The 24,965-nt window shown below is 38.3% G+C and carries 29 protein-coding genes; all 29 read left to right on the top strand.

Annotation, left to right across the window (positions count from 1 at the left end; translation table 11 throughout):
- Positions 1 to 14 precede the first annotated feature (14 nt).
- On the top strand, positions 15 to 1,028 hold the full coding sequence (gene fliG, locus AC3II9_RS10475) for a flagellar motor switch protein FliG (RefSeq protein ID WP_489155279.1): 1,014 nt from the start codon (positions 15 to 17) through the stop codon (positions 1,026 to 1,028).
- Positions 1,012 to 1,809: a FliH/SctL family protein gene (locus AC3II9_RS10470; protein WP_489155277.1), complete on the top strand. Its 798-nt coding sequence runs from the start codon at positions 1,012 to 1,014 to the stop codon at positions 1,807 to 1,809. Before fliG ends, AC3II9_RS10470 begins: the two co-directional genes overlap by 17 nt.
- 4 nt (positions 1,810 to 1,813) lie before the next feature.
- Positions 1,814 to 3,139: a flagellar protein export ATPase FliI gene (gene fliI / locus AC3II9_RS10465; protein WP_489155275.1), complete on the top strand. Its 1,326-nt coding sequence runs from the start codon at positions 1,814 to 1,816 to the stop codon at positions 3,137 to 3,139.
- Complete coding sequence (gene fliJ / locus AC3II9_RS10460) at positions 3,139 to 3,588, top strand: flagellar export protein FliJ (protein ID WP_489155273.1); 450 nt, start codon at positions 3,139 to 3,141, stop codon at positions 3,586 to 3,588. The genes fliI and fliJ overlap by 1 nt, the downstream gene beginning before the upstream one ends.
- Positions 3,589 to 3,592: 4 nt before the next feature.
- On the top strand, positions 3,593 to 4,192 hold the full coding sequence (locus AC3II9_RS10455) for a MotE family protein (RefSeq protein ID WP_489155271.1): 600 nt from the start codon (positions 3,593 to 3,595) through the stop codon (positions 4,190 to 4,192).
- A 19-nt stretch (positions 4,193 to 4,211) separates the two neighbouring features.
- Complete coding sequence (locus AC3II9_RS10450) at positions 4,212 to 5,474, top strand: flagellar hook-length control protein FliK (protein ID WP_489155269.1); 1,263 nt, start codon at positions 4,212 to 4,214, stop codon at positions 5,472 to 5,474.
- 2 nt (positions 5,475 to 5,476) lie between these two features.
- Positions 5,477 to 6,241: a flagellar hook assembly protein FlgD gene (gene flgD, locus AC3II9_RS10445; RefSeq protein ID WP_489155267.1), complete on the top strand. Its 765-nt coding sequence runs from the start codon at positions 5,477 to 5,479 to the stop codon at positions 6,239 to 6,241.
- A 16-nt stretch (positions 6,242 to 6,257) separates the two neighbouring features.
- A complete protein-coding gene (locus tag AC3II9_RS10440) occupies positions 6,258 to 6,623 on the top strand; it encodes a TIGR02530 family flagellar biosynthesis protein (RefSeq protein WP_489155265.1) in 366 nt (121 codons plus the stop codon).
- A gap of 77 nt (positions 6,624 to 6,700) precedes the next feature.
- Positions 6,701 to 7,705 (top strand): flagellar hook-basal body complex protein, encoded by a 1,005-nt coding sequence (locus tag AC3II9_RS10435; protein ID WP_489155263.1) that lies wholly within the window; start codon positions 6,701 to 6,703, stop codon positions 7,703 to 7,705.
- Between the two features lie 70 nt (positions 7,706 to 7,775).
- Entirely contained in the window at positions 7,776 to 8,000 is a 225-nt protein-coding gene (locus tag AC3II9_RS10430) for a flagellar FlbD family protein (RefSeq protein WP_489155261.1), read from the top strand.
- Positions 7,987 to 8,415 carry a flagellar basal body-associated protein FliL gene (fliL, locus tag AC3II9_RS10425; protein ID WP_489155259.1) on the top strand — a complete coding sequence of 143 codons (429 nt, stop codon included), beginning with the start codon at positions 7,987 to 7,989 and terminating at the stop codon, positions 8,413 to 8,415. Before AC3II9_RS10430 ends, fliL begins: the two co-directional genes overlap by 14 nt.
- 31 nt (positions 8,416 to 8,446) lie before the next feature.
- The gene (gene fliM, locus AC3II9_RS10420) at positions 8,447 to 9,445 is read left to right on the top strand and encodes a flagellar motor switch protein FliM (protein WP_431029481.1); all 999 of its coding nucleotides are present in this window, start codon (positions 8,447 to 8,449) and stop codon (positions 9,443 to 9,445) included.
- A complete protein-coding gene (gene fliY / locus AC3II9_RS10415; RefSeq protein WP_489155367.1) occupies positions 9,438 to 10,718 on the top strand; it encodes a flagellar motor switch phosphatase FliY in 1,281 nt (426 codons plus the stop codon). Before fliM ends, fliY begins: the two co-directional genes overlap by 8 nt.
- Positions 10,719 to 10,740: 22 nt before the next feature.
- Entirely contained in the window at positions 10,741 to 11,103 is a 363-nt protein-coding gene (locus AC3II9_RS10410; protein ID WP_489155257.1) for a response regulator, read from the top strand.
- A 55-nt stretch (positions 11,104 to 11,158) separates the two neighbouring features.
- Positions 11,159 to 11,761 (top strand): flagellar biosynthetic protein FliO, encoded by a 603-nt coding sequence (locus tag AC3II9_RS10405; RefSeq protein WP_489155255.1) that lies wholly within the window; start codon positions 11,159 to 11,161, stop codon positions 11,759 to 11,761.
- On the top strand, positions 11,758 to 12,426 hold the full coding sequence (gene fliP / locus AC3II9_RS10400; protein WP_391366430.1) for a flagellar type III secretion system pore protein FliP: 669 nt from the start codon (positions 11,758 to 11,760) through the stop codon (positions 12,424 to 12,426). The genes AC3II9_RS10405 and fliP overlap by 4 nt, the downstream gene beginning before the upstream one ends.
- 13 nt (positions 12,427 to 12,439) lie before the next feature.
- Positions 12,440 to 12,709 (top strand): flagellar biosynthesis protein FliQ, encoded by a 270-nt coding sequence (gene fliQ, locus AC3II9_RS10395; RefSeq protein WP_391366431.1) that lies wholly within the window; start codon positions 12,440 to 12,442, stop codon positions 12,707 to 12,709.
- A gap of 5 nt (positions 12,710 to 12,714) precedes the next feature.
- Positions 12,715 to 13,491 carry a flagellar biosynthetic protein FliR gene (gene fliR / locus AC3II9_RS10390; protein ID WP_489155253.1) on the top strand — a complete coding sequence of 259 codons (777 nt, stop codon included), beginning with the start codon at positions 12,715 to 12,717 and terminating at the stop codon, positions 13,489 to 13,491.
- A gap of 2 nt (positions 13,492 to 13,493) precedes the next feature.
- Positions 13,494 to 14,582, top strand: a complete 1,089-nt coding sequence (gene flhB, locus AC3II9_RS10385) for a flagellar biosynthesis protein FlhB (protein ID WP_489155251.1) — start codon at positions 13,494 to 13,496, stop codon at positions 14,580 to 14,582.
- 26 nt (positions 14,583 to 14,608) lie between these two features.
- A complete protein-coding gene (gene flhA / locus AC3II9_RS10380; protein WP_489155249.1) occupies positions 14,609 to 16,642 on the top strand; it encodes a flagellar biosynthesis protein FlhA in 2,034 nt (677 codons plus the stop codon).
- Positions 16,639 to 17,799 carry a flagellar biosynthesis GTPase FlhF gene (flhF, locus tag AC3II9_RS10375; RefSeq protein ID WP_489155247.1) on the top strand — a complete coding sequence of 387 codons (1,161 nt, stop codon included), beginning with the start codon at positions 16,639 to 16,641 and terminating at the stop codon, positions 17,797 to 17,799. Before flhA ends, flhF begins: the two co-directional genes overlap by 4 nt.
- Positions 17,796 to 18,668 carry a MinD/ParA family protein gene (locus AC3II9_RS10370; RefSeq protein WP_391366436.1) on the top strand — a complete coding sequence of 291 codons (873 nt, stop codon included), beginning with the start codon at positions 17,796 to 17,798 and terminating at the stop codon, positions 18,666 to 18,668. Before flhF ends, AC3II9_RS10370 begins: the two co-directional genes overlap by 4 nt.
- Positions 18,669 to 19,823, top strand: coding sequence for a protein-glutamate methylesterase/protein-glutamine glutaminase (locus AC3II9_RS10365; RefSeq protein WP_489155245.1), 1,155 nt, complete (start codon positions 18,669 to 18,671; stop codon positions 19,821 to 19,823).
- 14 nt (positions 19,824 to 19,837) lie between these two features.
- Positions 19,838 to 21,901 (top strand): chemotaxis protein CheW, encoded by a 2,064-nt coding sequence (locus tag AC3II9_RS10360; RefSeq protein ID WP_489155243.1) that lies wholly within the window; start codon positions 19,838 to 19,840, stop codon positions 21,899 to 21,901.
- A 26-nt stretch (positions 21,902 to 21,927) separates the two neighbouring features.
- Positions 21,928 to 22,374 (top strand): chemotaxis protein CheW, encoded by a 447-nt coding sequence (locus AC3II9_RS10355; RefSeq protein WP_489155241.1) that lies wholly within the window; start codon positions 21,928 to 21,930, stop codon positions 22,372 to 22,374.
- A gap of 74 nt (positions 22,375 to 22,448) precedes the next feature.
- Entirely contained in the window at positions 22,449 to 23,081 is a 633-nt protein-coding gene (locus AC3II9_RS10350; RefSeq protein ID WP_391366444.1) for a chemotaxis protein CheC, read from the top strand.
- A gap of 2 nt (positions 23,082 to 23,083) precedes the next feature.
- Positions 23,084 to 23,581 carry a chemotaxis protein CheD gene (locus tag AC3II9_RS10345; RefSeq protein WP_391366445.1) on the top strand — a complete coding sequence of 166 codons (498 nt, stop codon included), beginning with the start codon at positions 23,084 to 23,086 and terminating at the stop codon, positions 23,579 to 23,581.
- Positions 23,578 to 23,955: a hypothetical protein gene (locus AC3II9_RS10340; protein ID WP_489155239.1), complete on the top strand. Its 378-nt coding sequence runs from the start codon at positions 23,578 to 23,580 to the stop codon at positions 23,953 to 23,955. The genes AC3II9_RS10345 and AC3II9_RS10340 overlap by 4 nt, the downstream gene beginning before the upstream one ends.
- Before the next feature lie 235 nt (positions 23,956 to 24,190).
- Positions 24,191 to 24,961 (top strand): FliA/WhiG family RNA polymerase sigma factor, encoded by a 771-nt coding sequence (locus tag AC3II9_RS10335; RefSeq protein WP_489155237.1) that lies wholly within the window; start codon positions 24,191 to 24,193, stop codon positions 24,959 to 24,961.
- The last annotated feature ends 4 nt before the right edge of the window (positions 24,962 to 24,965 follow it).

The raw sequence follows: 24,965 nt of genomic DNA, 5'->3' as shown, positions 1-24,965 counted from the left end.
TAGGGGGTTCGCCTGTGTCCAAGAAAGATAAAGAGTTATCAGGAAAGCAAAAAGCAGCTTTGCTGTTAATTTCTCTAGGACCGGAAGTTTCGGCTTCTGTGTATAAACACTTAAGCGAAGAAGAAATTGAACGCTTAACACTTGAAATTTCAAGTGTGAAAAAAGTCGAATCTACCGTCAAGGAGAACATTATTGAAGAATTTCATAATATTGCCTTAGCGCAAGATTATATTACACAGGGCGGTATCGGCTATGCGAAAACCGTTTTAGAAAAAGCGCTTGGTACAGATCAAGCACAAGCAATTTTAAATCGTTTAACATCTTCTTTACAAGTGCGTCCATTTGATTTTGCACGTAAAGCAGATCCAGCACAAATTTTTAACTTTATTCAAAATGAACACCCACAAACGATTGCGCTTATTTTATCGTATTTAGATCCAACGCAAGCGGGGATTATTTTATCCTCGCTTCCGCAAGAGGTGCAAGCAGATATTGCGAAGCGTATTGCGGTAATGGATTCGACATCCCCAGAAGTGATTAGTGAAATCGAATCTGTATTAGAACGAAAACTCTCTTCTACTGTAACGCAAGACTACACAGAAACAGGTGGTATCGATGCAGTCGTGGAAGTGTTAAATGGTGTAGATCGTCAAACGGAAAAAACGATTCTCGATGCACTCGAAATTCAAGATCCAGAGCTAGCAGAAGAAATCAAAAAGCGTATGTTTGTATTCGAAGATATTGTTACATTGGATAATCGTTCGATTCAACGTGTTATTCGCGATTGTGAAAATGAAGACTTATTATTATCCATGAAAGTTTCTAGTGATGAAGTAAAAGAAATTATTTTCCGTAATATGTCACAACGAATGGCAGAAACATTCCGTGAAGAAATGGAAATTATGGGACCGGTTCGACTGCGCGATGTGGAAGAAGCACAATCTCGTATTGTAGCGGTTATTCGACGTCTAGAGGATGCAGGAGAGATTATTATCGCGCGTGGTGGAGGAGATGACGTCATTGTCTAGAATCATCCGCAGCATGCAAGCAAAGCAGGTTGAAGAAAAGGAAATACAAATTCAATCATTTCACTTTTTTCAACCTGAACGTGTAGAGGAATTTGAGCATATAGAAGAAGAGCTTGAAGTGACACGTGAACAAATTTTAGCTGAACGCGATCAGTTATTAGCTGATGCGCGTCAGCAACTTGAATTAGAGCAGCAGCAGTTTGAACAGTTTCGTCAAGAGCAGTTGCAGACAATTGAAGAATTAAAGCAAGTGTGGGAAGAGGAAAAACTGATACTGCAACAACAAACATATGAGGAGAGCTTCGCACAAGGATATGAGGAAGGCATTCAAAAAGCAAATGCGGATATGCAACAAGCGTTACAAACGGCAAATGAAACGGTAGCAAACGCACAGGTAAATGCGGATAAATATATTAAATCGCAAGAGGCAGTTATTTTAGAGTTAGGGTTAACGACAGCGGAGCACATTTTAAATACGGTGCTTGAGCGCGATGATGAAGCATTTGTCTCTATTGTAAAGCGTGGTTTAAAAGAAGCGCGTGAAATGAAAGAAATTAAAATTTATGTAGCGCCACACTATCACAGCATTGTCTCGAAAAATCGCGATGAACTTGCTGAAATGTTCCCAACAGATGTGCCGTTTATGATTTTTGTCAATGAGGATTTATCAAGTACAGAGAGCTATATTGAAACAAATCATGGACGTATCGTTGTATCGATTGATACGCAATTAAACGAACTTCGACTAAAGCTTCGAGAAATTTTAGATAGTAAGGAATGATCGCATGCGAGCGGCCCAATTAATCGAACATATTCCCAATATATCGACCTTTAAAAAATTTGGTAAAGTTACCCGCGTTGTTGGCTTGATGATTGAATCACAAGGTCCTGATAGCTCTATTGGCGATGTGTGTAAAATACACGTCAATTCATCAACAAATGGTCATCAAATTATTTTAGCTGAAGTTGTTGGCTTTAAAGATGAGATTGTTGTGCTAATGCCGTATTCGTCTTTGCGAGAAATTTCAATCGGTTGTTTAGTGGAAGGAACAGGGAAGCCTTTAGAAATAAAAGTCGGACCTGAACTAATTGGGAAAGTGTTAGACTCAATGGGCGAGCCATTTGATGGGTATGCATTACCTCGCGGGCTTGTTTCAGTCCCGACTGAAAAAGACCCACCTAATCCAATGACACGCCCGCCTATTACAGCGCAACTAGAGGTCGGCGTCAAAGCGATTGATGGGATGCTGACAGTAGGGAGCGGTCAACGTGTCGGCATATTTGCCGGTTCAGGTGTCGGGAAAAGTACACTTTTAGGTATGATTGCTCGCAATACAAAAGCGGATATTAATGTGATTGCACTTGTTGGAGAGCGTGGACGTGAGGTACGTGAGTTTATCGAGCGCGACCTTGGCCCTGAAGGCTTAAGTCGGTCGATTGTTGTAGCGGCTACGAGTGATCAGCCGGCTTTAATGCGGATTAAAGCAGCCTTTACTGCCACTGCTATTGCTGAATATTTTCGAGATCGAGGCATGAATGTCATGCTAATGATGGACTCTGTAACACGTGTTGCAATGGCCCAACGAGAAATTGGCCTAGCGGTAGGGGAACCACCTGCTACTAGAGGATATACGCCATCTGTATTTGCTATTTTACCAACGCTACTTGAACGCACGGGGACAAACTTAAAAGGAGCTATTACCGCTTTTTATACCGTTCTTGTCGATGGAGACGATATGAATGAACCAATTGCTGACGCTGTACGTGGGATTTTAGATGGGCATATTGTACTCGACCGTACACTCGCAAATAAGGGGCAATACCCAGCGATTAATATCCTCAAGAGCGTTAGTCGACTCATGAATCATATTGCAACGCCTGATCATACAACGGCAGCCGCTCGTTTACGTGAAATGTACTATACATATTCAAAGTCTGAGGACTTAATTAATATTGGTGCATACAAACGTGGAACGTCTAGAGAAATTGATGAAGCAATACAGTATGAACCACTCATTACAAACTTTTTAAAGCAAGGGTTTAAAGATAAAGTTTCATTTGAACAAACAGTCAATGAAATGATTGCATTATCGAATGGTGGTGCGAAATAATGCTACGATATAGTTATCGATTTGAACAAATTTTAACTGTTCGCGAACAAGAAAAAAATGAAACAGAAATTGCTTACAAAGAATCTGTTCGCTCTTTTGAAGAAATTGCAACAAAGCTTTATGAACTATTGAAGAAAAGAGAAGATTTAGTAGCGTTTCAACAAGAGCGCTTGCAAGTCGGCTCTTCCATCGATGAAATTAGTCATTATACACGGTTTATCGATAGCATGGAGAAAACGATTGACGATGTGCAACAAAAGGTCGTGCAAGCACGAGCAAAAATGAATTGGCATGAACAAAAATTATTAGAAAAAAACTTGGAAGTACGTAAATATGAAAAAATGCGTGAAAAAGATTTCGAAGCATTTAGGGAAGAACAAAATCGTTTAGAAACGATCCAATTAGATGAGATGGCCACCCTTACGTACAACAAGAGAGAAATTAGGTGATGGCATGGCGAAGAACGATGTCGAAAAAATAGACGAAGTCGAGGTACAAGAGAAGAACCCGGGTTTTTTTCAAAAGTTATTTTACTTGTTTCTAATTCCGTTAGTGTTTACACTAGCAATTTTCTTAATTATCGCGCATTTTACGAATACAAATGTGTTTCAAATAGTCGATAGCATGAAAGATAAAATTCCGTTTATTTCTTCAAAAGAAGAAATTGTCGAAAATCCGTCATTAAATGAAGAAAAAATTGTGACATTACAAGCAGAAATTCAAGAAAAAGAGGCGGAGATTGTACAGTTGCAATCAGAAATCGAGTCAGCTACAGCAACGAATGAGGAGTTGTTAATTGAACAAGAACGTCTTCTTGCTGAAATTGAACAATTAAAACGTGTGCAAGAAGAAGCAACATTAGAATTTAAAGAAATTTTAAAGACGTATGAGAATATGTCAGCGAAGAAAGCTGCCCCTATTTTAACGCAGATGAGTGAATCTGAAGCATTACGTATTATGTCCAATATGAAGTCGGATACGTTAAGGGCTATTTTTGAAAAAATGGACCCAGCAGACGCTGCTCGTTTTACGGAATTATTATCACAAGAGTAAAAGGAGGTGAAACAAAATAATGGATATCGTACTATTACAAATGGCACAAACGCGTATGAACAATACGAAGCAAGCAGGAACGACATCAACTACGAGCAATCAACAAAAATCGAACTCTTTTGACAAGGTGTTTAATGACACAATGTCAGCAACACAAGCCCCATCACAGCAAAAGCAAGCTGAACCAATTGAAGAAGCAACGAAAGAGGTAACAGAAGTTGTGGAAGCAGAGACACTGGAAGAAGTGTTTGCAGCACTTGGTATTGTACACGATGAAGGGGGGATGTTTGCAGAAATTGATGGTCAGCTAATGCCAATTGAAGAAATGATGAATGTAGAAGATTTAACCGCTGCATTAGGAATAACGACAGAGGAGTTAGGAGTAATCATTCAACAACTTCTTGGTGAAGAAATGCCGATGGATGATGTATGGGCAATACTCGAACAATCACCAGCATTACTAGCACAAGTATCGTCGATTTTACAAGGTGAAAATCACATTGTAACGCCGAAAGAAGCTACAAAAATAGTGGAGTTTTTAAAGCTGGCACAAATGGTTGGTATGAAGTTAGATACAGTGTATCAGCAGGAATTCCAATTAAGCCAAGCGAAGGATGTATTACAATCATTAGTAGCGCAGTTACAACCTACAACACAGCAAGAAACCATAACGTTCCAACAAATTGCACAACAAGAGACCATCAAAACGACAACGTTCCAACAAGTCGAACAACAATTGTCTCAAACAGTCGTCAAGCAGGAAACAGATACAGCACAAGTAAATGGTAATCAACAAACGACAACGGTCACAACAAAAACCGTACCGGTGACACTACCAGCAGAGCGTTCAGCACAGTCCGAAGCATTAGCTAAGGAAATTCAAAACTTACTTAACCGTAGCCAAATGTCAAATAATCAAGGAACGATGCGTCTTGTCTTAAAATTATTCCCTGAGAATTTAGGACAAATTCGTATTGAGTTAGTACAAAAAGACGGATTAATGCACGCGCGTTTACTTGCAACGACTGCTGTAGGCAAAGAGCTACTTGACTCCAATTTAAATCAATTAAAATCCGCTTTTGTCGCTCAAAACATCCAAATGGAGCGAATTGATGTAGCGCAATCTCTTCAAGATGCAGAGCGTAATGCACGCGATCAAAACTTCTTTAATAATTTCTTCCGCCAGCAACAGGAAGAGCAAGAAGAACGAAAAGATGACGATGAAGAGAAGCAATCGTTTAGTGAATTTTTAACAGAAGAGTTTTTCACTGAGGAGGTGTAGCGATGACTTCAAGTTTGAGTACAAATGTAACTACGGAGAAAAAGAGTATTACAACAGATTATTATTTAAATACATCAAAGTACGAATATACAACAAAAAAAGATAATAGCACTTTGGGAAAAGATGCATTTTTGCACATTCTAATTACCCAGTTACAAAATCAAGATCCAACAAATCCAATGGATGACCGTGAGTTTATTGCCCAAATGGCTCAGTTCTCTTCTTTAGAGCAAATGCAAAATATGAGTAAAGCAATAGAAGCGCTATTGATGTCGCAAAGAGAAACCCAATTAATGTCCTATACATCTTTTATTGGAAAAGAAGTAAAATGGCATGAGTTATCAGAAAAAGAAGTAGATAAAGAAGGAAAGCCATTAGTAATAGAAGGAACAGGTGTTGTAACGGAAGTTAAATTTAAAGACGGACAACCAATTTTCGTCTTAGATAGTGGAAAAGAAATTTCTGCTGGAAATATTTCTGGTATTTTAGGTGGGAAAGAAACAGGTTCCTCTACAGGGGAAAATCCTTTCGCACAAGCAAGTCAATTAATTGGGAAGACAGCTCAGTATAATGTGAACGGTGAGTCAGTCCAAGCTGTGATTGAAGCGATTACAACGAAGAATGGCGTAATTGAGTATATTTTAAACAATGGTACTCGATTAACAAAAGAGCAATTTGAAGTCGTATCTGAAACAGAAAATACGGAAACAGAGCAAGATGAAGATGTAGAGGATACAACAGATTCAACTGAGCAAACACAGGGATAAGGTAGGGACGCTTATGATGAATAAAATTACTATTCAACATGTTCCATTTCGTCCAGCGTTAACGCCGAAGCACAATGCTCAGGAAACGCCAATTAAGTCATTTCATGAACATTTTAGGCAGGCACAGCAAGAGCTGAAAATTAGCAAGCATGCTTCTGAACGGATGCAGGAGCGGAATATTGAGATTTCGGAAGCGGAGTGGCAAGAAGTAACGGATAGAGTGTTTGAAGCGCGAGATAAAGGTGTCAAGCAACCATTAGTATTAATGGAGCAAGCAGCACTGATTGTGAGTGCAAAAAATGCAACCGTTATTACGGCTATGGATCGCTACGAAGCGAAATCGCAATTATTTACAAATATTGATGGAACAATCGTACTCTAAGGCAGGACCGTATAGGATGCCTCATATCGCTGACTGATTGATGCGATATTTTCAAATTAGAAGGGAGAACGACATTTATGTTACGTTCAATGTACTCAAGTATTACAGGTTTAAGAAATTTACAAACAAAGCTAGATGTAATTGGTAACAATATCGCAAACGTTAATACGTATGGATTTAAAAAAAGCCGTGTTATATTTAAAGATTTAATCTCTCAAACACAATCTGGTGCTTCTGGTCCGACATTGGGTGCGGGAGGCGTAAACGCCAAACAAGTTGGTTTAGGTTCCCAGTCGGCGGCAATCGATACGATTCATGGTGCAGGTGCCCTACAAACGACAGCACGTACACTTGATGTTGGAATGGAAGGTGAAGGGTATTTCGTTGTTGGTAAAGTAGGTGAACCAGCAGGGGGAGCAGACGCAGTAGTCACGAATTATAAATCCGTTTCATATACTCGTGCAGGGAATTTTTATATGGATGAACAAGGTTTTTTAGTCAACTCGAATGGTGATTATTTAGTTGGGTGGAATGTTGCCGGTGATGGGGATTTACCGGATAATGCACCTGAGGGTGATGGAATAATTGGACATTTACCAATAGATGAAGCGTTTGATGAAGTAGCAACTAAATGGCCTTTTGAGGAAATTGGAGCAGATTCACAATTATGGGCAAGTGGTCCAAATGCTGACAATGAAATTATTGGAGGGAAAATTTGGATTCCTGCAAATGCTCAGTCCATGTCGATTGGGTTAGATGGTACAGTGTCCTATGTGGATTCAGCGGGTGGTTTGCAGTTTGCAGGTCAATTGATGATTGCTAAATTCCCAAATGCGGAAGGTTTAACAAAAGAGGGGAATAGCTATTACCAAGTTTCTGCGAACTCTGGGGTAGCGCAATTCGGTTCAGGTGGTGTATTAGGGATCGGTAAAACCGTTTCCGGATCATTAGAAATGTCCAACGTAGACCTTTCTGAAGAATTCACAGAAATGATTGTTGCACAGCGCGGTTTCCAAGCAAACTCTCGTATCATCACAACTTCTGATGAAATTTTACAAGAACTTACTAACTTAAAACGTTAATTTTATAGATTTATAAATTCATTGCAAAGGAGGGTCGGGCCGGCTCTCGTGGCAGGTCCGGCCCCTTACAATGATTGAAGTTACTCGCCTTAATGGCAAAGCGTTCTCATTAAATGCTTTATACATAGAAACAGTCGAAGCTTTTCCGGACACAACGATAACGCTAACGACTGGGCGTAAGTTTATCGTATTAGAATCTGAAACAGAGGTGCGTGAGCGGATAAAGGCATTTTATAGACAAATACAAATTCTATCAAATCCGCATCTACGAGGTGAAGAAGATGAAGAAGAATAAACTGTTGACAATTATGCTCATCATTATAGCGGCGCTTGCTTTAGTTGGTGTGATTGCCTTTGTTCTGTTAACACAGCTCAACAAGGAACCAGAAGTGAAAGAGCTATCGATTGAAGAGATTACATTAGCTTCTGTTGCCATTCCTGAGATTAAAACAAATTTAGCAGATGGTCAATATGTGGTTCTACAATTGACAATTCAAACAGAAAGTGAAGACGCAGCAAAAGAATTAACACAACGTATCTTCCAAGTAAATAATATTGCAATTCAAGAATTATCTGAAATGACAGAAGAAGATTTACAAGGTAAGCAAGGGAAAGTATTATTTGAAAAGGCCATTAAGGCAAAAATGAATGAATTGATGCAAGAAGGGGAAGTACAACAAGTTTACATTACCTCCTTCATCATTTCATAACTAGAAATAGGTTGAAATAGGAGGTGGGCAAATGGCAGGAGATGTGCTTTCCCAATCCGAAATTGATGCGCTACTGTCAGCGATATCGACTGGGGAAATGTCAGCTGATGAAATGAAAAAAGAAGATGAAGCGAAAAAGGTCAAAGTATATGATTTTAAACGCGCGCTTCGTTTTTCAAAAGATCAAATTCGAAGCTTAACTCGTATTCACGAAAACTTCGCACGGTTACTTACGACATTTTTCTCGGCGCAGCTTAGAACATATGTCCAAATTACAGTTGCTTCGGTTGACCAAATTCCATTTGAAGAATTTGTTCGATCCATTCCGAATATGACATTAATAAATGTATTTGAAGTACCACCGTTAGATGGTAATATTTTAATGGAGATTAACCCGAATATTGCCTATTCGATGTTAGATCGATTGATGGGGGGAACAGGTGCAAGTCATAGTAACGTTGACAACTTAACTGAAATCGAAACGAAAATTATGACAAATTTATTTGAGCGCTCATTTGATAACTTACGAGAAGCATGGGAAAATATAGTAGAAATTGATCCGATGTTAATTGAGCTTGAAGTAAATCCGCAATTCTTACAAATGATTTCACCGAATGAAACGGTTGTTGTAATTTCACTCAATACAATTATTGGTGAGACGACCGGGATGATTAATATTTGTTTACCACACGTAGTACTAGAGCCGATTGTACCAAACTTATCGGTACGCTACTGGATGCAAACGAATACGAAAGAAATGTCACCTGAGCAAGTCAAGATGCTTGAAAATAGAGTGAAACAGTCTACATTACCGGTAGTGGCAGAGTTAGGAACTACTTCCATTTCAGTTGAGGATTTTCTTACAATGAATATAGGAGATGTTATTGAATTAGATCAAAAAATAACAGATCCACTGATTCTTAAAGTAGGAACTTTACCCAAATTTACTGTGCAGCCAGGTAAGTTAAATAAAAAAATGGCCATTCAAGTAATTGACCCGGTAAAAGGAGGAGACGACGATGATGAGTGATGAAATGCTCTCCCAAGAAGAAATCGAAGCCTTATTAAGAGGCGAAACATTAGAAGATAGATTAACAGATACAGTGACAAATGAAACGGCTGAAGGTAGTATAATTATCATGGAGGATTATTTAAGTCCACTGGAACAGGATGCACTTGGAGAAGTGGGCAATATTTCTTTTGGTAGCTCAGCAACGGCACTATCAGCTCTACTAGGGCAAAAAGTAGATATTACAACACCTAGCCTCAGCATGATCAATCGTAATACACTAGAAGAGGAGTTCCCTCATCCGTACGTAGCGATACAGGTGGAATATACAGTCGGATTAACGGGTATGAATCTGCTAGTAATCAAGCAATCCGATGCAGCGATTATCGCGGATTTAATGTTAGGTGGGGACGGTTTAAATCCAAAACCGGAACTAGGAGAAATTCAACTGAGTGCGGTACAAGAGGCAATGAACCAAATGATGGGCTCTGCGGCAACATCAATGTCTACTGTATTTAATCAAAAGGTCGATATTTCTCCACCAACGATTGATTTAATGAATATTTCTAAAAATGAAGGGCGAGACAATATCCCTGATGACGATTTACTCGTGAAGATTTCATTTAGATTACGTATCGGTGATTTAATCGATTCAAATTTAATGCAATTATTACCTTTAAACTTTAGTAAAAAAATAGTAAAGTCATTATTGGGGGAGAGTGAGGAAGAGTTAGCGCCGACTGCTATTGCTGAACCGGCACCTCAACCGGTTGCTACTAGCCAGCCACAGCCAACACCTCAAGCATCTCCTGTACAGCAGCCAATGTATGAGCAACCAATGATGCAGCAAGTACCGCCGCAACCAATGTACGAGCAGCCAATGATGCAGCAAGTGCCGACGCAACAAATGTATGCTCAGCCATCACCTGTACCTGTATATCAACAACCGATGTATGCGCCACCACAGCAACCAGTGAATGTTCAACCAGCACAGTTTGCGAGCTTCCAACCACCAAATATTTCGCAAGCTGAAGCCCGTAATTTAAATATGCTGCTAGATATTCCATTGCAAGTATCGGTAGAACTAGGACGTACAAAGCGTTCCGTGAAAGAAATTTTAGAGTTATCCAGTGGCTCAATTATCGAATTAGATAAGCTTGCTGGTGAGCCTGTTGACATTCTAGTTAATAACCGTTTAATTGCAAAAGGTGAAGTAGTGGTAATTGATGAAAACTTCGGTGTTCGTATTACGGATATTTTAAGTCAAACGGAGCGCTTAAATAATTTAAGATAGTACTAATTGGAGGAATCTTACTATGTCTAAAAAGATTTTAATTGTTGACGACGCAGCGTTCATGCGTATGATGATCAAAGATATTTTAACGAAAAATGGCTTTGATGTAGTCGGTGAAGCCGCAGATGGTGCACAAGCAGTAGAGAAGTATAATGAGTTACGTCCAGATTTAGTAACAATGGATATTACAATGCCTGAAATGGATGGTATTGCAGCGTTAAAAGGGATTAAAGCCTCTGATCCAAATGCAGTAGTCATTATGTGTTCAGCAATGGGACAACAAGCAATGGTTATTGATGCAATTCAAGCGGGTGCTAAAGACTTTATTGTAAAACCATTCCAGGCAGACCGCGTTATTGAAGCAATTCAAAAAGCTTTAGGTTAACAACATGCAAGTAAAGAAATCATTTTATGTAAGGATGGTTTTTGTAGTATTACTTATGTTTGTAGCATTAACCCATGTAAGCTCTACTTCCTACGCAATGGTGAGTGATGAATGTTTAAAAAATCCAAGCCTTTGCGTAAATAGTGGTGAAACAGATGCCGACACACAGAACAGTGATTCGGCGTCTGTTCGTATGGGCGCATGGGAATACATAAGAATTTTGCTATCACTAGTATTTGTACTAGGTTTATTAATTTATGTTTTACGTTTTTTAAATAAACGTAATCAAAATTATCAGCAAAACAGCATCGTGCGTAATCTTGGCGGGCATTCTGTCGGACCACAAAAATCTGTCCAACTGCTGCAAATTGGCAATCAAATTTATGTTGTGGGTGTTGGCGAAGATGTACGATTACTTCAAACGATTTCTGACCCGCAGGAGATTGAGCAAATTGTAGCATTATACAATGAAAAGTATACGAACACATCCAATGCTCCGTACATTGCTGAGCTTTTTACAAAATTCAAACCACACCGTTCTGCCAAAGTTCAGTCAGAGGAATTCAATAGTATTTTAGATAAGCGTTTATCTGAAATCAAAAAAGAACGTAGTGATGGATTGGAAAGATGGAAGGAAAAGGGGAACGATAAGCAATGACAGATTTCATATCGATCTTTTCTGACACCGATCCAACCAATGTCTCTACATCTGTAAAGCTGTTAATTCTGTTAACAGTTCTTTCTTTAGCACCGAGTATATTAATTTTGATGACTTCATTTGCGCGGATTGTCATTGTGTTGTCTTTTACACGAACAGCACTTGCTACACAGCAAATGCCACCCAACCAAGTGATTATTGGTCTTGCGTTGTTTTTAACGTTTTTTATTATGGCACCAACTTTTCAACAAGTGAATGAACAAGCGTTACAGCCGTTATTTGATGAGGAGATTGGTCTAGAAGAAGCATATGATCGAGCTTCTTTACCATTTAAGGAATTTATGGCAAAGCATACGAGACAAAAAGATTTAGAGTTGTTTTTGGAATACAATCAAGCAGAACGACCAGAATCCGTTGAGGCTATTCCACTAACAACGTTAATTCCAGCTTTTGCGCTAAGTGAAATAAAAACCGCTTTTCAAATGGGCTTTATGATTTTCATTCCGTTTTTAGTAATCGATATGATTGTAGCGTCTACATTAATGGCAATGGGGATGATGATGTTACCACCTGTTATGATTTCATTGCCGTTTAAAATTTTATTATTCGTTCTTGTGGATGGATGGTATTTAGTAATGAAATCGCTATTACAGAGTTTTTATTAGGGGATGATACAGTATGACACAAGAAATGGTCATTTCAATTGCAGAACGCGCGATCTTTATCGTCCTTGCTGCTTCAGGACCGCTCCTGTTGGTAGCATTAGTATCTGGTTTAGCAGTGAGTATTTTTCAAGCGACAACGTCAATCCAAGAACAGACATTAGCGTTTGTACCTAAAATTGTTGCCGTACTCGTAGCGATTGTCTTTTTCGGTCCGTGGATGTTATCACAAATCACAAGTTATGTGCATGACATTTTAAATAATTTAGTACGTTACATAGGGTGATATAGATGGTAGAACTAGTACCAAAAATATCTGTTTTATTATTGATTTTTGTGAGAGTATCTGCATTTTTTGTATCCATTCCGCTATTTTCTTATAAAACAATTCCCCCTCAATTGAAAATCGTACTTGCATTTGTATTATCTTGGATGATGTATTATACGTTTTCAATTGAGGCTTTTACGATTAATGGGGAGTACATATTACTTGTTATTAAAGAGGCAATTGTAGGTTTAACACTTGGTTTAGTCGTATATATTGTTTTTTCAGCTGTACAAATAGCTGGTGGGTTTATTGATTTCCAAATGGGCTTTGCGATGGCGAATATTGTAGACCCGCAAACAGGGGCCCAAAGTCCGCTCATGGGGCAGTTTTTTAATTTCTTATTGTTACTCGTATTTTTAGCAATTAACGGCCATCACTTAGTGCTAGATGGCATTTTTTATAGTTATCAATTTTTACCACTAGATCAGTTTTTTCCGAGTTTTGGAGATGCAGAATCAGTTGAATACATTATGAAGTTATTTGTTGCGGTGTTTGCAGTTGCTTTTCAAATGTCGGCTCCAATAATTGCAACCTTATTTTTAGTTACATTAGCTTTAGGTATTACAGGAAAAACAGTGCCACAGTTAAATATTTTCGTTGTCGGCTTCCCGATTAAAATTGCGGTAGGTTTTATCCTGCTCATTATTATGATGGGGGTAATGGTAGAGGTAATGGAACGTGTGATTGAAATGGCGATAATCGGCATGCGCAATTTAATGATTGTTTTAGGTGGTTCGTAAATATGAAGCTTATTATACATTTAGACTTACAGTTTTTCGCTGGTGAAAAAACAGAAAAAGCGACACCTAAAAAACGTCAGGATTCGCGGAAAAAAGGGCAAGTATTAAAAAGTCAAGATGTTTCAGCGGCTATTTTGTTATTGATTATATTTTTGTTTTTATTTTTTATAGCGCCTAGTATGTATCAAGGCATGCGTTCCTTTTTAACGCAAGCATTATATCGAAATATGCTAATTGAAACGGTTTCAATCGAAACAGTCATGGAAATGTATACAGATGCGATACAGGAAATGGCATGGATTGTGCTGCCGATTATGGTTATTGCGATGGTTGCAGGTATTGGAGCAAACTATTTGCAGTTTGGGTTCCTTTTTACAACAGAGACTTTAAAGTTTGATTTAAAAAAAATGGATCCTATTAAAGGGATAAAAAAAATTATTTCAGTACGGGCGATTATTAATTTAATCAAATCTTTATTAAAAGTAACTTTATTAGGGGTAGTCACATTTGCGGTTATTTGGATTTATCTTGAAGAAGTGCTTGCGCTATCTTTTAAAAGTCCGTGGGAATCGCTTACGACCGTGGCTTACTTATCGGGATTAATGGGCGTAGCTGCAGCAATTATGCTGTTATTAATCTCGATTTTGGATTATATGTATGAGCGCTATGATTATGAGAAAAATTTAAAGATGTCGAAGCAAGATATTAAGGATGAGCATAAAAATTCGGAGGGTGACCCATTAATTAAATCTAAAATTAAACAACGTCAGCGTGAGATGGCAATGCGTCGTATGATGCAAGAAGTACCTCATGCAGATGTGGTTATTACGAACCCAACTCACTATGCGATTGCGCTGAAATATGATGAAAATAGTATGGATGCACCACGTGTAGTAGCAAAGGGAACAGATTTTGTAGCACAAAAAATCAAATTAATTGCTAAGGAGCATGACGTCGTTATGGTGGAAAACCGACCACTAGCACGGGCAATGTATGACCAAGTGGAGATTGGCGAGCAAGTTCCTGAAGAGTTTTTCAAAGCGGTAGCAGAAATTTTAGCGTACGTTTATCGCATTAAACGTAAAATTTAAAACACGAAACATTAGGAGGGAAAACCATGCAAGTTCGCGATTTAGGGGTTTTAGGTGCGGTTATTTTAATCGTAGCGATGCTCATCATCCCTCTACCAACGTGGTTACTAAGTTTCTTAATTATTATTAATATTACATTAGCATTATTAGTGCTATTAACATCGATGAATATGAAAGAAGCATTAGACTTCTCGATTTTCCCAACCGTGATCTTACTGTTGACATTATTTCGACTTGCTTTATCCGTTTCAACGACACGTGCGATTTTAGCACAAGGAGATGCGGGAGATGTTGTACATACATTTGGTAGTTTCGTAACGGGTGGTAATATTTTAGTCGGTCTTGTAATCTTCTTATTATTAGTTATTATCCAGTTTATCGTTATTACAAAAGGTTCTGAGCGTGTCGCTGAAGTTGCAGCACGTTTCACATTAGATGCGATGCCTGGTAAGCAAATGAGTATTGATGCCGATTTAAATGCGGGGATGATTTCCGAAAAAGAAGCGCGTGAACGTCGTGAAAAAGTTGCGGGTGAGGCGGACTTTTATGGTGCCATGGACGGGGCGACAAAATTCGTAAAAGGGGATGCCATTGCATCTATTATTATGGTATTTATCAATTTACTTGTTGGTATGATTATTGGTATTGTGCAAATGCAGATGAGTTTTGGCGATGCAGCAAACCACTTTTCGATATTAACAGTTGGTGACGGTCTCGTATCACAAATTCCGGCACTATTAATTTCCACTGCTACAGGTATTGTTGTAACGCGTGCAGCTTCTGATGGAAATTTAGGTGTCGATATTACAAAGCAATTATTTGCACAGTCAAAGCTACTTTATGTAGCAGGTGCCACAATTTTATTATTAGGGATGTTCACCCCTATTCCGGCTTGGATTACATTGCCAATTGCTGCAGCACTTGCAATCGGTGCGTTCTTAATGGACCGTGAGAAAGAAGAAGATCCGGAAGAAATATTGGAAATGGAACAAGAGGTTGCAGCAGATACGATGAAAAGCCCTGAAAATGTTGTAAATTTATTAAGTGTTGACCCGATTGAATTTGAATTTGGTTACGGTCTGATTCCGTTAGTAGATGCAGCGCAGGGCGGTGACTTACTTGACCGCGTTGTCATGATTCGTCGACAACTTGCGCTAGAATTAGGGATTGTTATTCCTGTTGTACGTATTCGCGACAATATTCAACTACAGCCAAATGAATATCGTATTAAAATTAAAGGAAATGAAATGGCAAGAGGCGAATTATTACTTGACCACTATTTAGCAATGAGTCCTGGCGACGATAATTCTATTGATGGGATTGATACGATTGAGCCTTCATTTGGGTTGCCGGCAAAGTGGATTACAGAGCAAGTAAAAGAAGATGCTGAAATGTTTGGATATACGGTCGTAGATCCACCAAGTGTTGTTTCGACACATTTAACCGAGATGATTCGTGGAAACGCGCATGAATTGCTAGGTCGACAAGAAACGAAACAGCTCATCGATCATTTACGAGAAACACATGCTATTTTAGTAGATGAATTAACACCTACACCGCTGTCAATTGGTGAAATTCAAAAAGTGCTAGCAAAATTACTGCGTGAAAATGTATCGATTCGAAATTTACCCATTATTTTTGAAACGCTTTCAGACTATGCAAAGCTAACAAGTGATACAGATATTTTGACAGAATATGTGCGTCAAGCATTAGCTCGTCAAATTACGTCGCAATTTGTCGGTGCGCAACCTGCGTTAAAAGTCATTACAGTGTCTGGCAAGGTCGAGAAAATGGTTGCAGATAGCATTCAACAAACGGATCATGGAAATTATTTGGCGATGGATCCGCAAGAATCTCAATTCGTGTTAGAAGCCATTGCAAAAGAAGTAGAGCGTGTGTCCTTTATGGAGCAATCGCCATTAATTTTATGCTCACCAGGTGTACGAATGTATTTGAGACAACTGACAGAACGTTATTTCCCGCAAGTTCCAATTTTATCGTACAATGAGTTAGATGCAGCCGTTGAAATTCAAAGTGTCGGGGTGGTAAACGTAGAATGAAAATGAAAAAATACAATGCGCCTTCTATTGCTGAGGCAATGAAACTTATTCGTGCTGATTTAGGAGAAGACGCCGTCATTTTAAATTCAAAAGTAGTTGTCACAAAGAAGTTTTTAGGCTTAGTGAAGAAAAGAAGTTTTGAAGTAGTAGCAGGTGTAGATCGAGTGGAGAAAAAATCACTCGTTCCCCCGCTACCTGAGCTTCATCCAATTCCAGCTACAGTTCAACAAGAAGAGGTTATACGAGTAGCTCCTAATGAACAACGAAAAGATGAGTCATTCGTTAATGAGGAGTTAAAGAAAGAAATTGCAGATTTAAAGTCCATTATGCAATCTGTACAACGACAATCGATTCAATCTCAATACCCAGATGAACTCTTACCTTTCATTGATTATTTGAAAAGTCAAGAGCTAAGCATAGAGCTCATCACAGCTATAGGTGATGAGCTCTTTAAGCATTTTAAAAATAGAGATCATGCAATTCCTTTTCATGAGATGCGAGAGTTTGCAGAGAATTACTTACGTCAACAGCTGTTACATGTTGAAATTGGTGGATTAACATATGACAAAAAATATATTAATGTGCTAGGACCGACTGGTGTAGGGAAAACAACAACCATTGCAAAAATGGCTGCTCGGTCCGTATTAGAAAAAAAGAAAAAGATTGGTTTTATTACAACGGATACATATCGTATCGCTGCTATTGAGCAATTAAAAATATATGCGGGTTTATTACAGGCACCAGTGGAAATTGTATATAGCCGTGAAGATTATAAAAATGCAATCAAAAAATTGGATTATCTTGATTTAATCTTTATTGATACAGCTGGGCGAAATTATAAAGAAGTAAAGTATGTGAACGATTTACAAACATTAATTGATTTTAGCGATCAATCAGAGTCCTTTTTAGTTGTGTCCTTAACGGCTAAAGAGCGTGATGTTGAAGCCATTGTGGAGCAGTTTGAACAAATACCAATTAATAAATTTATTTTTACAAAGTTGGATGAAACAAATTCTATTGGCACTATGTTCAATTTAATGATTAAATATAAAAAGGGACTTGCTTACTATACGAATGGTCAAGAAGTACCGGAAGATATTGAGCAACCAGACCTAGAAAAATTATTTGAACTGTTCTTTCAAGGAGAATTTGAATGAGGGATCAAGCCGAGAAATTAAGATTGAAAATGCTTGAGAGTGAAGGTGCTTTAGGGCGATCTATCGCCGTTGTAAGTGGTAAAGGGGGCGTAGGAAAAAGTAATTTTTCCATGAACTTCGCCACATTACTTGCAAAAGAAGGAAAAAAAGTAGTCATTGTAGATATGGATATCGGTATGGGGAATATTCACATTTTAATTGGAAAAAGTGTACAATTGAATTTGAAGGACTACCTTGAAGGTGATGTATCGATTGAAAAAGTGCTATTTGAAGGACCAAATAATCTACAGTATATTTCAGGCGGTTCAGGAATGTCCTCTATATTAGAATGGTCAGAAGATATGTTTAACCGATTAGTTGAAGCCTTTGAGTACCTTCAAAAATCTTTTGATTATATTTTATTTGATATGGGTGCAGGCGCTACGAGTTGGTCACTAGATTTATTAACATCAATTGATGAAGTCATTGTCATTTCAACTGCTGAACCAACAGCGATTATGGATGCCTATTCCATGATGAAATATATTCATATAAAAGATAGTCAAAAGCAATTTTATATTTTATGTAACCGATCTTTTACACGAGAAGAAGGGCGAGATACGCTAAATCGCTTGTCTGGTGCAATGCAAAAGTTTCTTTCAAAAGAAGTAACGGCTCTCGGATCTTTACCAGAGGATCCGGTCGTTCGAAAAGCAGTAAGAGAGCAAATTCCTTTTACGCTGGCGTATCCAGATGCACCGATTTCAAAAACAATGAAATTGATTGTTAGTAAATTTATGCATCATCGTGTGGAAGAGGTACATGGACAACCAGAATCGAACAAATTTTTATCCAAGCTAAAAAGCATATTTTCGAAAGGACGTGATTAATTGGACTTCTCAAACAAAAGCAAGCTATTAGTTGTTGATGACTCTGCTTTTATGAGAAAGCTAATTAGCGACTTTTTTGTCGGAAATCCGAAAGTGGAAGTTGTCGGGACAGCTCGTAACGGGAAAGATGCTATAAAAAAAATTCAACAATTACAGCCAAATGTCGTAACAATGGATGTTGAAATGCCTGAGATGAATGGTCTAGATGCATTAAAAGAAATTATGACAATTTGTCCCGTTCCAGTTGTTATGCTTTCTAGTACAACAGACCGCGGAACAGAAAACACATTAATTGCTATGGAAAATGGTGCTGTTGATTTTGTTGCCAAACCAAGTGGTACAATATCTCTTGATTTACATAAAATCCAAGTCGATTTGGTGCGCAAAGTAGAGCAAGCAGCACAAGTATCAGTTGCTAATTTAAAAAAACCAATTGGTGAAAAGCGCATAGAAAAAGTGAAAACACAAGAAGCGATGCAAACTCCCGTATCAATGGGAACAAAGAAGCCGCTATTTAGTAAGCAACCGCAATTAAATAAAATGGTTACTTGGCCGGTGAAGCCAGAATGGAGTAAAACATCAAAAAAAGTAGTGCTGATTGGTACATCAACGGGTGGTCCACGTGCGCTACAAGAAGTTATTACAAAAATTCCAGCTAATATTCAAGCACCTATTTTGATTGTTCAGCATATGCCTGCGGGCTTTACAAAGTCGTTAGCGAATCGACTAAATCAACTAAGCCAAATTCAAGTAAAAGAGGCTGAACAAGGAGATATTCTGCAAAATGGGGTAGCCTATATTGCACCTGGAGGCTATCACCTAAAAATACGTAAAGTAGGGATGGCATTTGGTATCGTTCTCGATCAAACCGAACCGCCACGCTCTGGTCATCGCCCATCCGTAGACGTAATGTTTGAAGATGTAAGTAAATATAGCGATTTTGATAAGATTGCTGTCATTATGACTGGTATGGGGCATGATGGTTCAAAAGGCTTAGTCGCATTGAAGCAAACTGGTAACGTCATTGCTATTGCAGAGTCAGCTGATACATGTATCGTATATGGCATGCCAAAAGCTGCGGTGGAAACGCAGCTCGTAGATGAAATAGTCGATGTTGATGATATTGCACAAAGTATTATGAAATATATGCTTTAAAGGGGTGTCCTCTGATGGAAGTAAACCAATATTTAGAGATGTTTATAGATGAAAGTAAAGAGCATTTACAAGCTTGTAGTGAACATTTACTAGAGCTTGAAAAAAATCCAGAAGATTTGGCTATTGTAGGTGAAATTTTCCGTTCTGCTCACACATTAAAAGGTATGTCAGCAACAATGGGCTTTGAAGATTTAGCAGATTTAACACATAAGATGGAAAATGTCCTAGACGCCATTCGGAATGAAAAAATTAAAGTCACGCCAGAAATTTTAGACGTTGTATTTGAATCGGTCGATCACTTGGAAGAAATGGTACAAGACATTGCTAGCGGTGGGGACGGAAAGCGTGATGTTCAAGCAACGGTAGAAATGTTAAAACGGATTGAATTAGGTGAACAGCCAAATGAAGTAGCCATGATTTCTACAGCTTTAAATGAACAAGCGGCAACAACAAGTACAACGCAGTTAAATTTAACATACGATGATTTTGAAAAAACTATTTTACAACAATCAGTAGAGCAAGGGTTTAATACGTATGAAATTGTCGTGTCATTACGTGAAGATTGTTTATTAAAAGCAGCACGTGTGTTTATGGTGTTTGAGATTTTAGAGAAAAACGGTGATGTCATTAAATCTTCGCCAACCGTAGACAAATTAGAAGAAGAGCAGTTTGATAGTATGTTCTATGTTGCTTATATTACAAAAGAAGGTGCCGAAGATTTACAAAAGAAACTCCTTAAAGTATCAGAGGTAGAAACGGTAGCGGTAACCCCAATTGACCGTTCTATCTTTAAAGAAGTAAAGGGTGAGGAAATTCCTCAAGAACTAGTGCAGGAAGTTGCTGCTACACAAGTAGTAACGCAGCCCGTAGAAGAAAAAGCTACTGAGAAAAAGTCAACTTCCACGAATAATAAATCACATACACCAGCGACAAGTAAAACGATTCGTGTCAACATTGAACGTTTAGACGTATTAATGAATCTATTTGAAGAGTTAGTCATTGATCGCGGACGTTTATTATCGATTGCTTCAGAAGTCAATCACGGTGAATTAAGCGAAACGGTAGAACGTATGAGTCGTACGATGGGTGATTTACAAAACATCATTCTTACGATGCGGATGGTTCCAGTAGAAACGGTATTCAATCGTTTCCCGAAAATGGTGCGTCAATTATCACGTGATTTAAACAAGAAGATCAATCTTGAAATTATTGGTGCTGAAACAGAACTGGACCGTACTGTAATTGACGAGATTGGTGATCCACTTGTTCATTTAATTCGTAACTCGCTTGATCATGGCATTGAAAGTCCAGAAGTACGTCGCCAAAAAGGAAAACCAGAAGAGGGAACTGTACAGCTTCGAGCATACCATAGTGGAAACTATGTGTTTATTGAAATTGAAGACGATGGCGCAGGAATTAACCGTGAAAAAGTATTGTCAAAAGCAATTTCAAAGGGCGTTGTGTCACCGGAAGTAGCAAGCTCTTTATCGGACAAGCAAATTAATGAGTTAATTTTAGCATCAGGCTTCTCAACAGCAGATGTCATTTCCGATGTATCGGGTCGAGGTGTAGGACTAGATGTTGTAAAAACAACAATTGAATCTTTAGGTGGGAATATTTCAATCGAATCTACACCGAATGTAGGGTCTGTATTCTCGGTGCAGCTACCGTTAACATTATCGATTATTTCAGTTATGTTAGTTGAAATTGAAAAAGAAATTTATGCAATTCCACTATCGTCTATTATTGAAACGTCGATTATCCGTAACTCGGACATTTTAAATGCCCACAATCAAAAGGTTATAGATTTCCGCGGGAAAGTAGTGCCTTTAGTGTTCTTAGAAGAAGTATTCGAAGTACCGCGTAAAGAGTCACAAGAAGATGAGTTCCATTCGGTAGTCATCGTTCGTAAAGGTGAGAAATTAGCTGGTTTAGTCGTAGATTCATTCATCGGTCAACAAGAAATTGTACTGAAATCATTAGGAAACTACTTAACAAATATCTTTGCGATTTCAGGTGCAACAATTTTAGGTAATGGTAAAGTAGCGTTAATCGTAGACTGTAATGCACTAATGTAAATAGGATGAATAAAGAGGTGTAAAATATGACAAATGCTGTTGAGCAAGCTTACATTAAAGTAATTGTCTTTCAATTAGCAGATAAAGAATACGCAATTCCTGTATCGTATGTGCGTGGTATTGAAAAATTAATGCATATTACACGCGTCCCAAAAACACAACGTTATGTTAAAGGCGTCATTAATCTTCGAGGGGTTGTTACACCGATTATTGATTTGCGTGAACGTTTTGGGTTACTAGCTTCTGAAAATGAAGAAAACGTACGTATCATTATTATTCAACTAGAAGATATGGAAGTTGGTTTTGTAGTAGATTCTGCTAATGATGTGTTAGATATTCAATCTTCTACAATTGAGCAACAACCAGAAGTAGTCGGTTCTTCAGAAGAAGAATTTATTTCAGGTGTTGCAAAGTTAGATAAACGATTATTAATTTTACTGCATTTAGATAAAGTACTAAACCCATTATCATAAATAATCAACATTCTAAAGATGCTCATGTCTAGCTGGCATGGGCATGGATAGAATGGACTAAAGTAGGGATGTATATGAACTTTGATCAAAAAATTACTTCATTACATTTAGATGTGTTAAAAGAAATAGGTAATATCGGTGCAGCGCATGCGGCAACGGCTTTATCAGATTTATTAAATAAAAAGATTGATATGCATGTACCAAAAGTTGAAATGGTGTCGTTTAGCGATATGATGGAGCTCGTAGGTGGGTCTGAAAATGTCATCGTGGGCATTTTTCTTCGTATTGAAGGTGATGTGGAAGGCAGTATGTTTTTTGTCTTACCCATCGAACAAGCCAATCGTTTTATTCGTGGACTAATTCACGATGAGACATTTGATTTTGCTAATCCGCCTGTACCAGAGCTAGGATTATCGGCAATGCAAGAGATGGGAAATATTTTATCAGGGTCGTATTTATCTGCCTTATCAGATTTTACAGGATTGAAAATATATCCAACTGTACCAGGTTTAAGTGTTGATATGTTTGGTGCGATTATTAGTATCGGGTTAATTGAGCTATCCCATGTAAGTGACCACGTCATTGTGATTAATACGTCTATTATTGATGACGAATTGCAAGACAACGAATCTGTGCGAGGGCATTTCTTCCTGTTACCAAATCCCGATTCATTTCAGGCTATTTTTAAAGCACTTGGAGTGGCGTAACGATGTTAAATACAGGCCAGGTTATTAAAGTAGGAATTGCTCAAATGGATGTAGTAAAAACGCCTGATACTATTCGCACATCAGGATTAGGCTCGTGTGTAGGGGTTGTTTTGTATGATGAATCCAAAAAAATTGCAGGTTTAATTCATATCATGTTGCCGGATTCGAGTTTAGGTCGTTCAGATGCAATCAATATAGCGAAATTTGCCGATACAGGAATCGTTGCGCTCATTGATTTATTAAAAGCTGAAGGTGTGCAGCCGTTTAGGTTAAAAGCCAAAATTGCAGGTGGTGCACAGATGTTTCAATTCACATCGCATAAAGACTCAATGCGAATTGGACCACGTAATGTGGAAGCAGTGAAAGAACAGCTACGGAAAAATAGCATTCCGTTAGTAGCAGAAGACACAGGTGGTAATAGTGGACGGACAATTGAGTTTAACCCGATAACATGTAAGTTGAATATTCGCACAGTCAATCAAGGAGTGAGTGAAATATGATGTACGGCTCCATTTTATACAATTGCTGGGCGGCATTATTAGGCTTTACTGTGTATTTTTTCATTGCACTACAGGAGCTATATGCACTACCAGTAAGTATACTCATTAGTTCCTTCATTGCTGCATTGATTGTGTTTGTTTGTACTTTTCTCGTGCGACTGTTTTTAGGGTATGTGTTATTTACACCGCAAGAGGTGGCGCTACAGGAAGCGATGGAAGTGGATGCACAACAAAACATGACGGAAGACGTCCAAGTACCTTTAAGGGAACAATCGTCAACGGCTGAATTTGAAGAAGACAATACAGAAGAAATTGCAAAAGTTGTACGTACAATGATGCACAAAGATGAACAATCAATGCTTGGGCGTTTATAAACCATGAATACATTAGTAAAAGAGTCGAGAAATCGGCTCTTTTTTAGTTACTAGAGGATAGTAATCCGTCAATATACACATAGTTTTTACATGAAATTGTGTCTTTATATTGTCAAAAAAAGATTTTTTTGAGCTAATGGGACTAGATTTAGTGCTTAGGAAGCGTGTGTAAAATAACGCCAAATTTGATATAATGCTTAGTAGAAGCTTTGTTTTTGTAGAGAGGTGGATACGAATGACGCAACCAAGTAATGATGAACAAAAACTTTGGAATAGCTGGATTAACAATCGAGATCCACAAGCAGGAGACTTACTCATAAAAAAGTACAAGCCTCTTGTTTCCTACCATGTACAGCGTATCGGTGCAGGATTGCCGAAAAATGTATCACGGGATGATTTAGTGAGCCTCGGCATGATGGGGTTATTTGATGCATTAAATAAATTTGATATAAAACGAGATTTAAAGTTTGATACATATGCCTCTTTCCGTGTGCGTGGCGCCATTATTGACGGGCTACGAAAAGAAGATTGGCTGCCACGGTCTGCACGAGAAAAGGCAAAAAAGTTAGAGGCGCAGACAGAATATTTAGAGCAAACGCTTATGCGCCACGCCACACCTGAAGAATTGGCGGAACATATGAATTTGTCTGTACAAGAAGTATATCAAATCGTCCAGGAACATTTCTTCTCCAATGTATTATCGATTCATGAGCAACAGCAAGATAATGAGGAACTAGAAGGAAAAGCGTTTGTCATTCGGGATGATCATACGAGAACGCCGGAACAAGAAGTGATTCGTACAGAGTTGTTAGCAGATTTAGCGGCAAATATTCAACACTTAAATGAAAAAGAAAAGCTTGTATTAAGCCTTTTTTATACGGAGGAAATGACATTAACAGAAATCGGTGAAATGCTCAATTTGTCGACCTCGCGTATTTCTCAAATCCATTCGAAAGCACTATTTAAATTGCGTAAGCTTTTATCTTCTGAAATGATGAATGTATAGGAGG

This window comes from Lysinibacillus sp. RU7, assembly GCF_057837305.1.
Note: the sequence above shows the minus strand (reverse complement) of the source record. Positions and strands in the feature narration are given on the sequence as shown.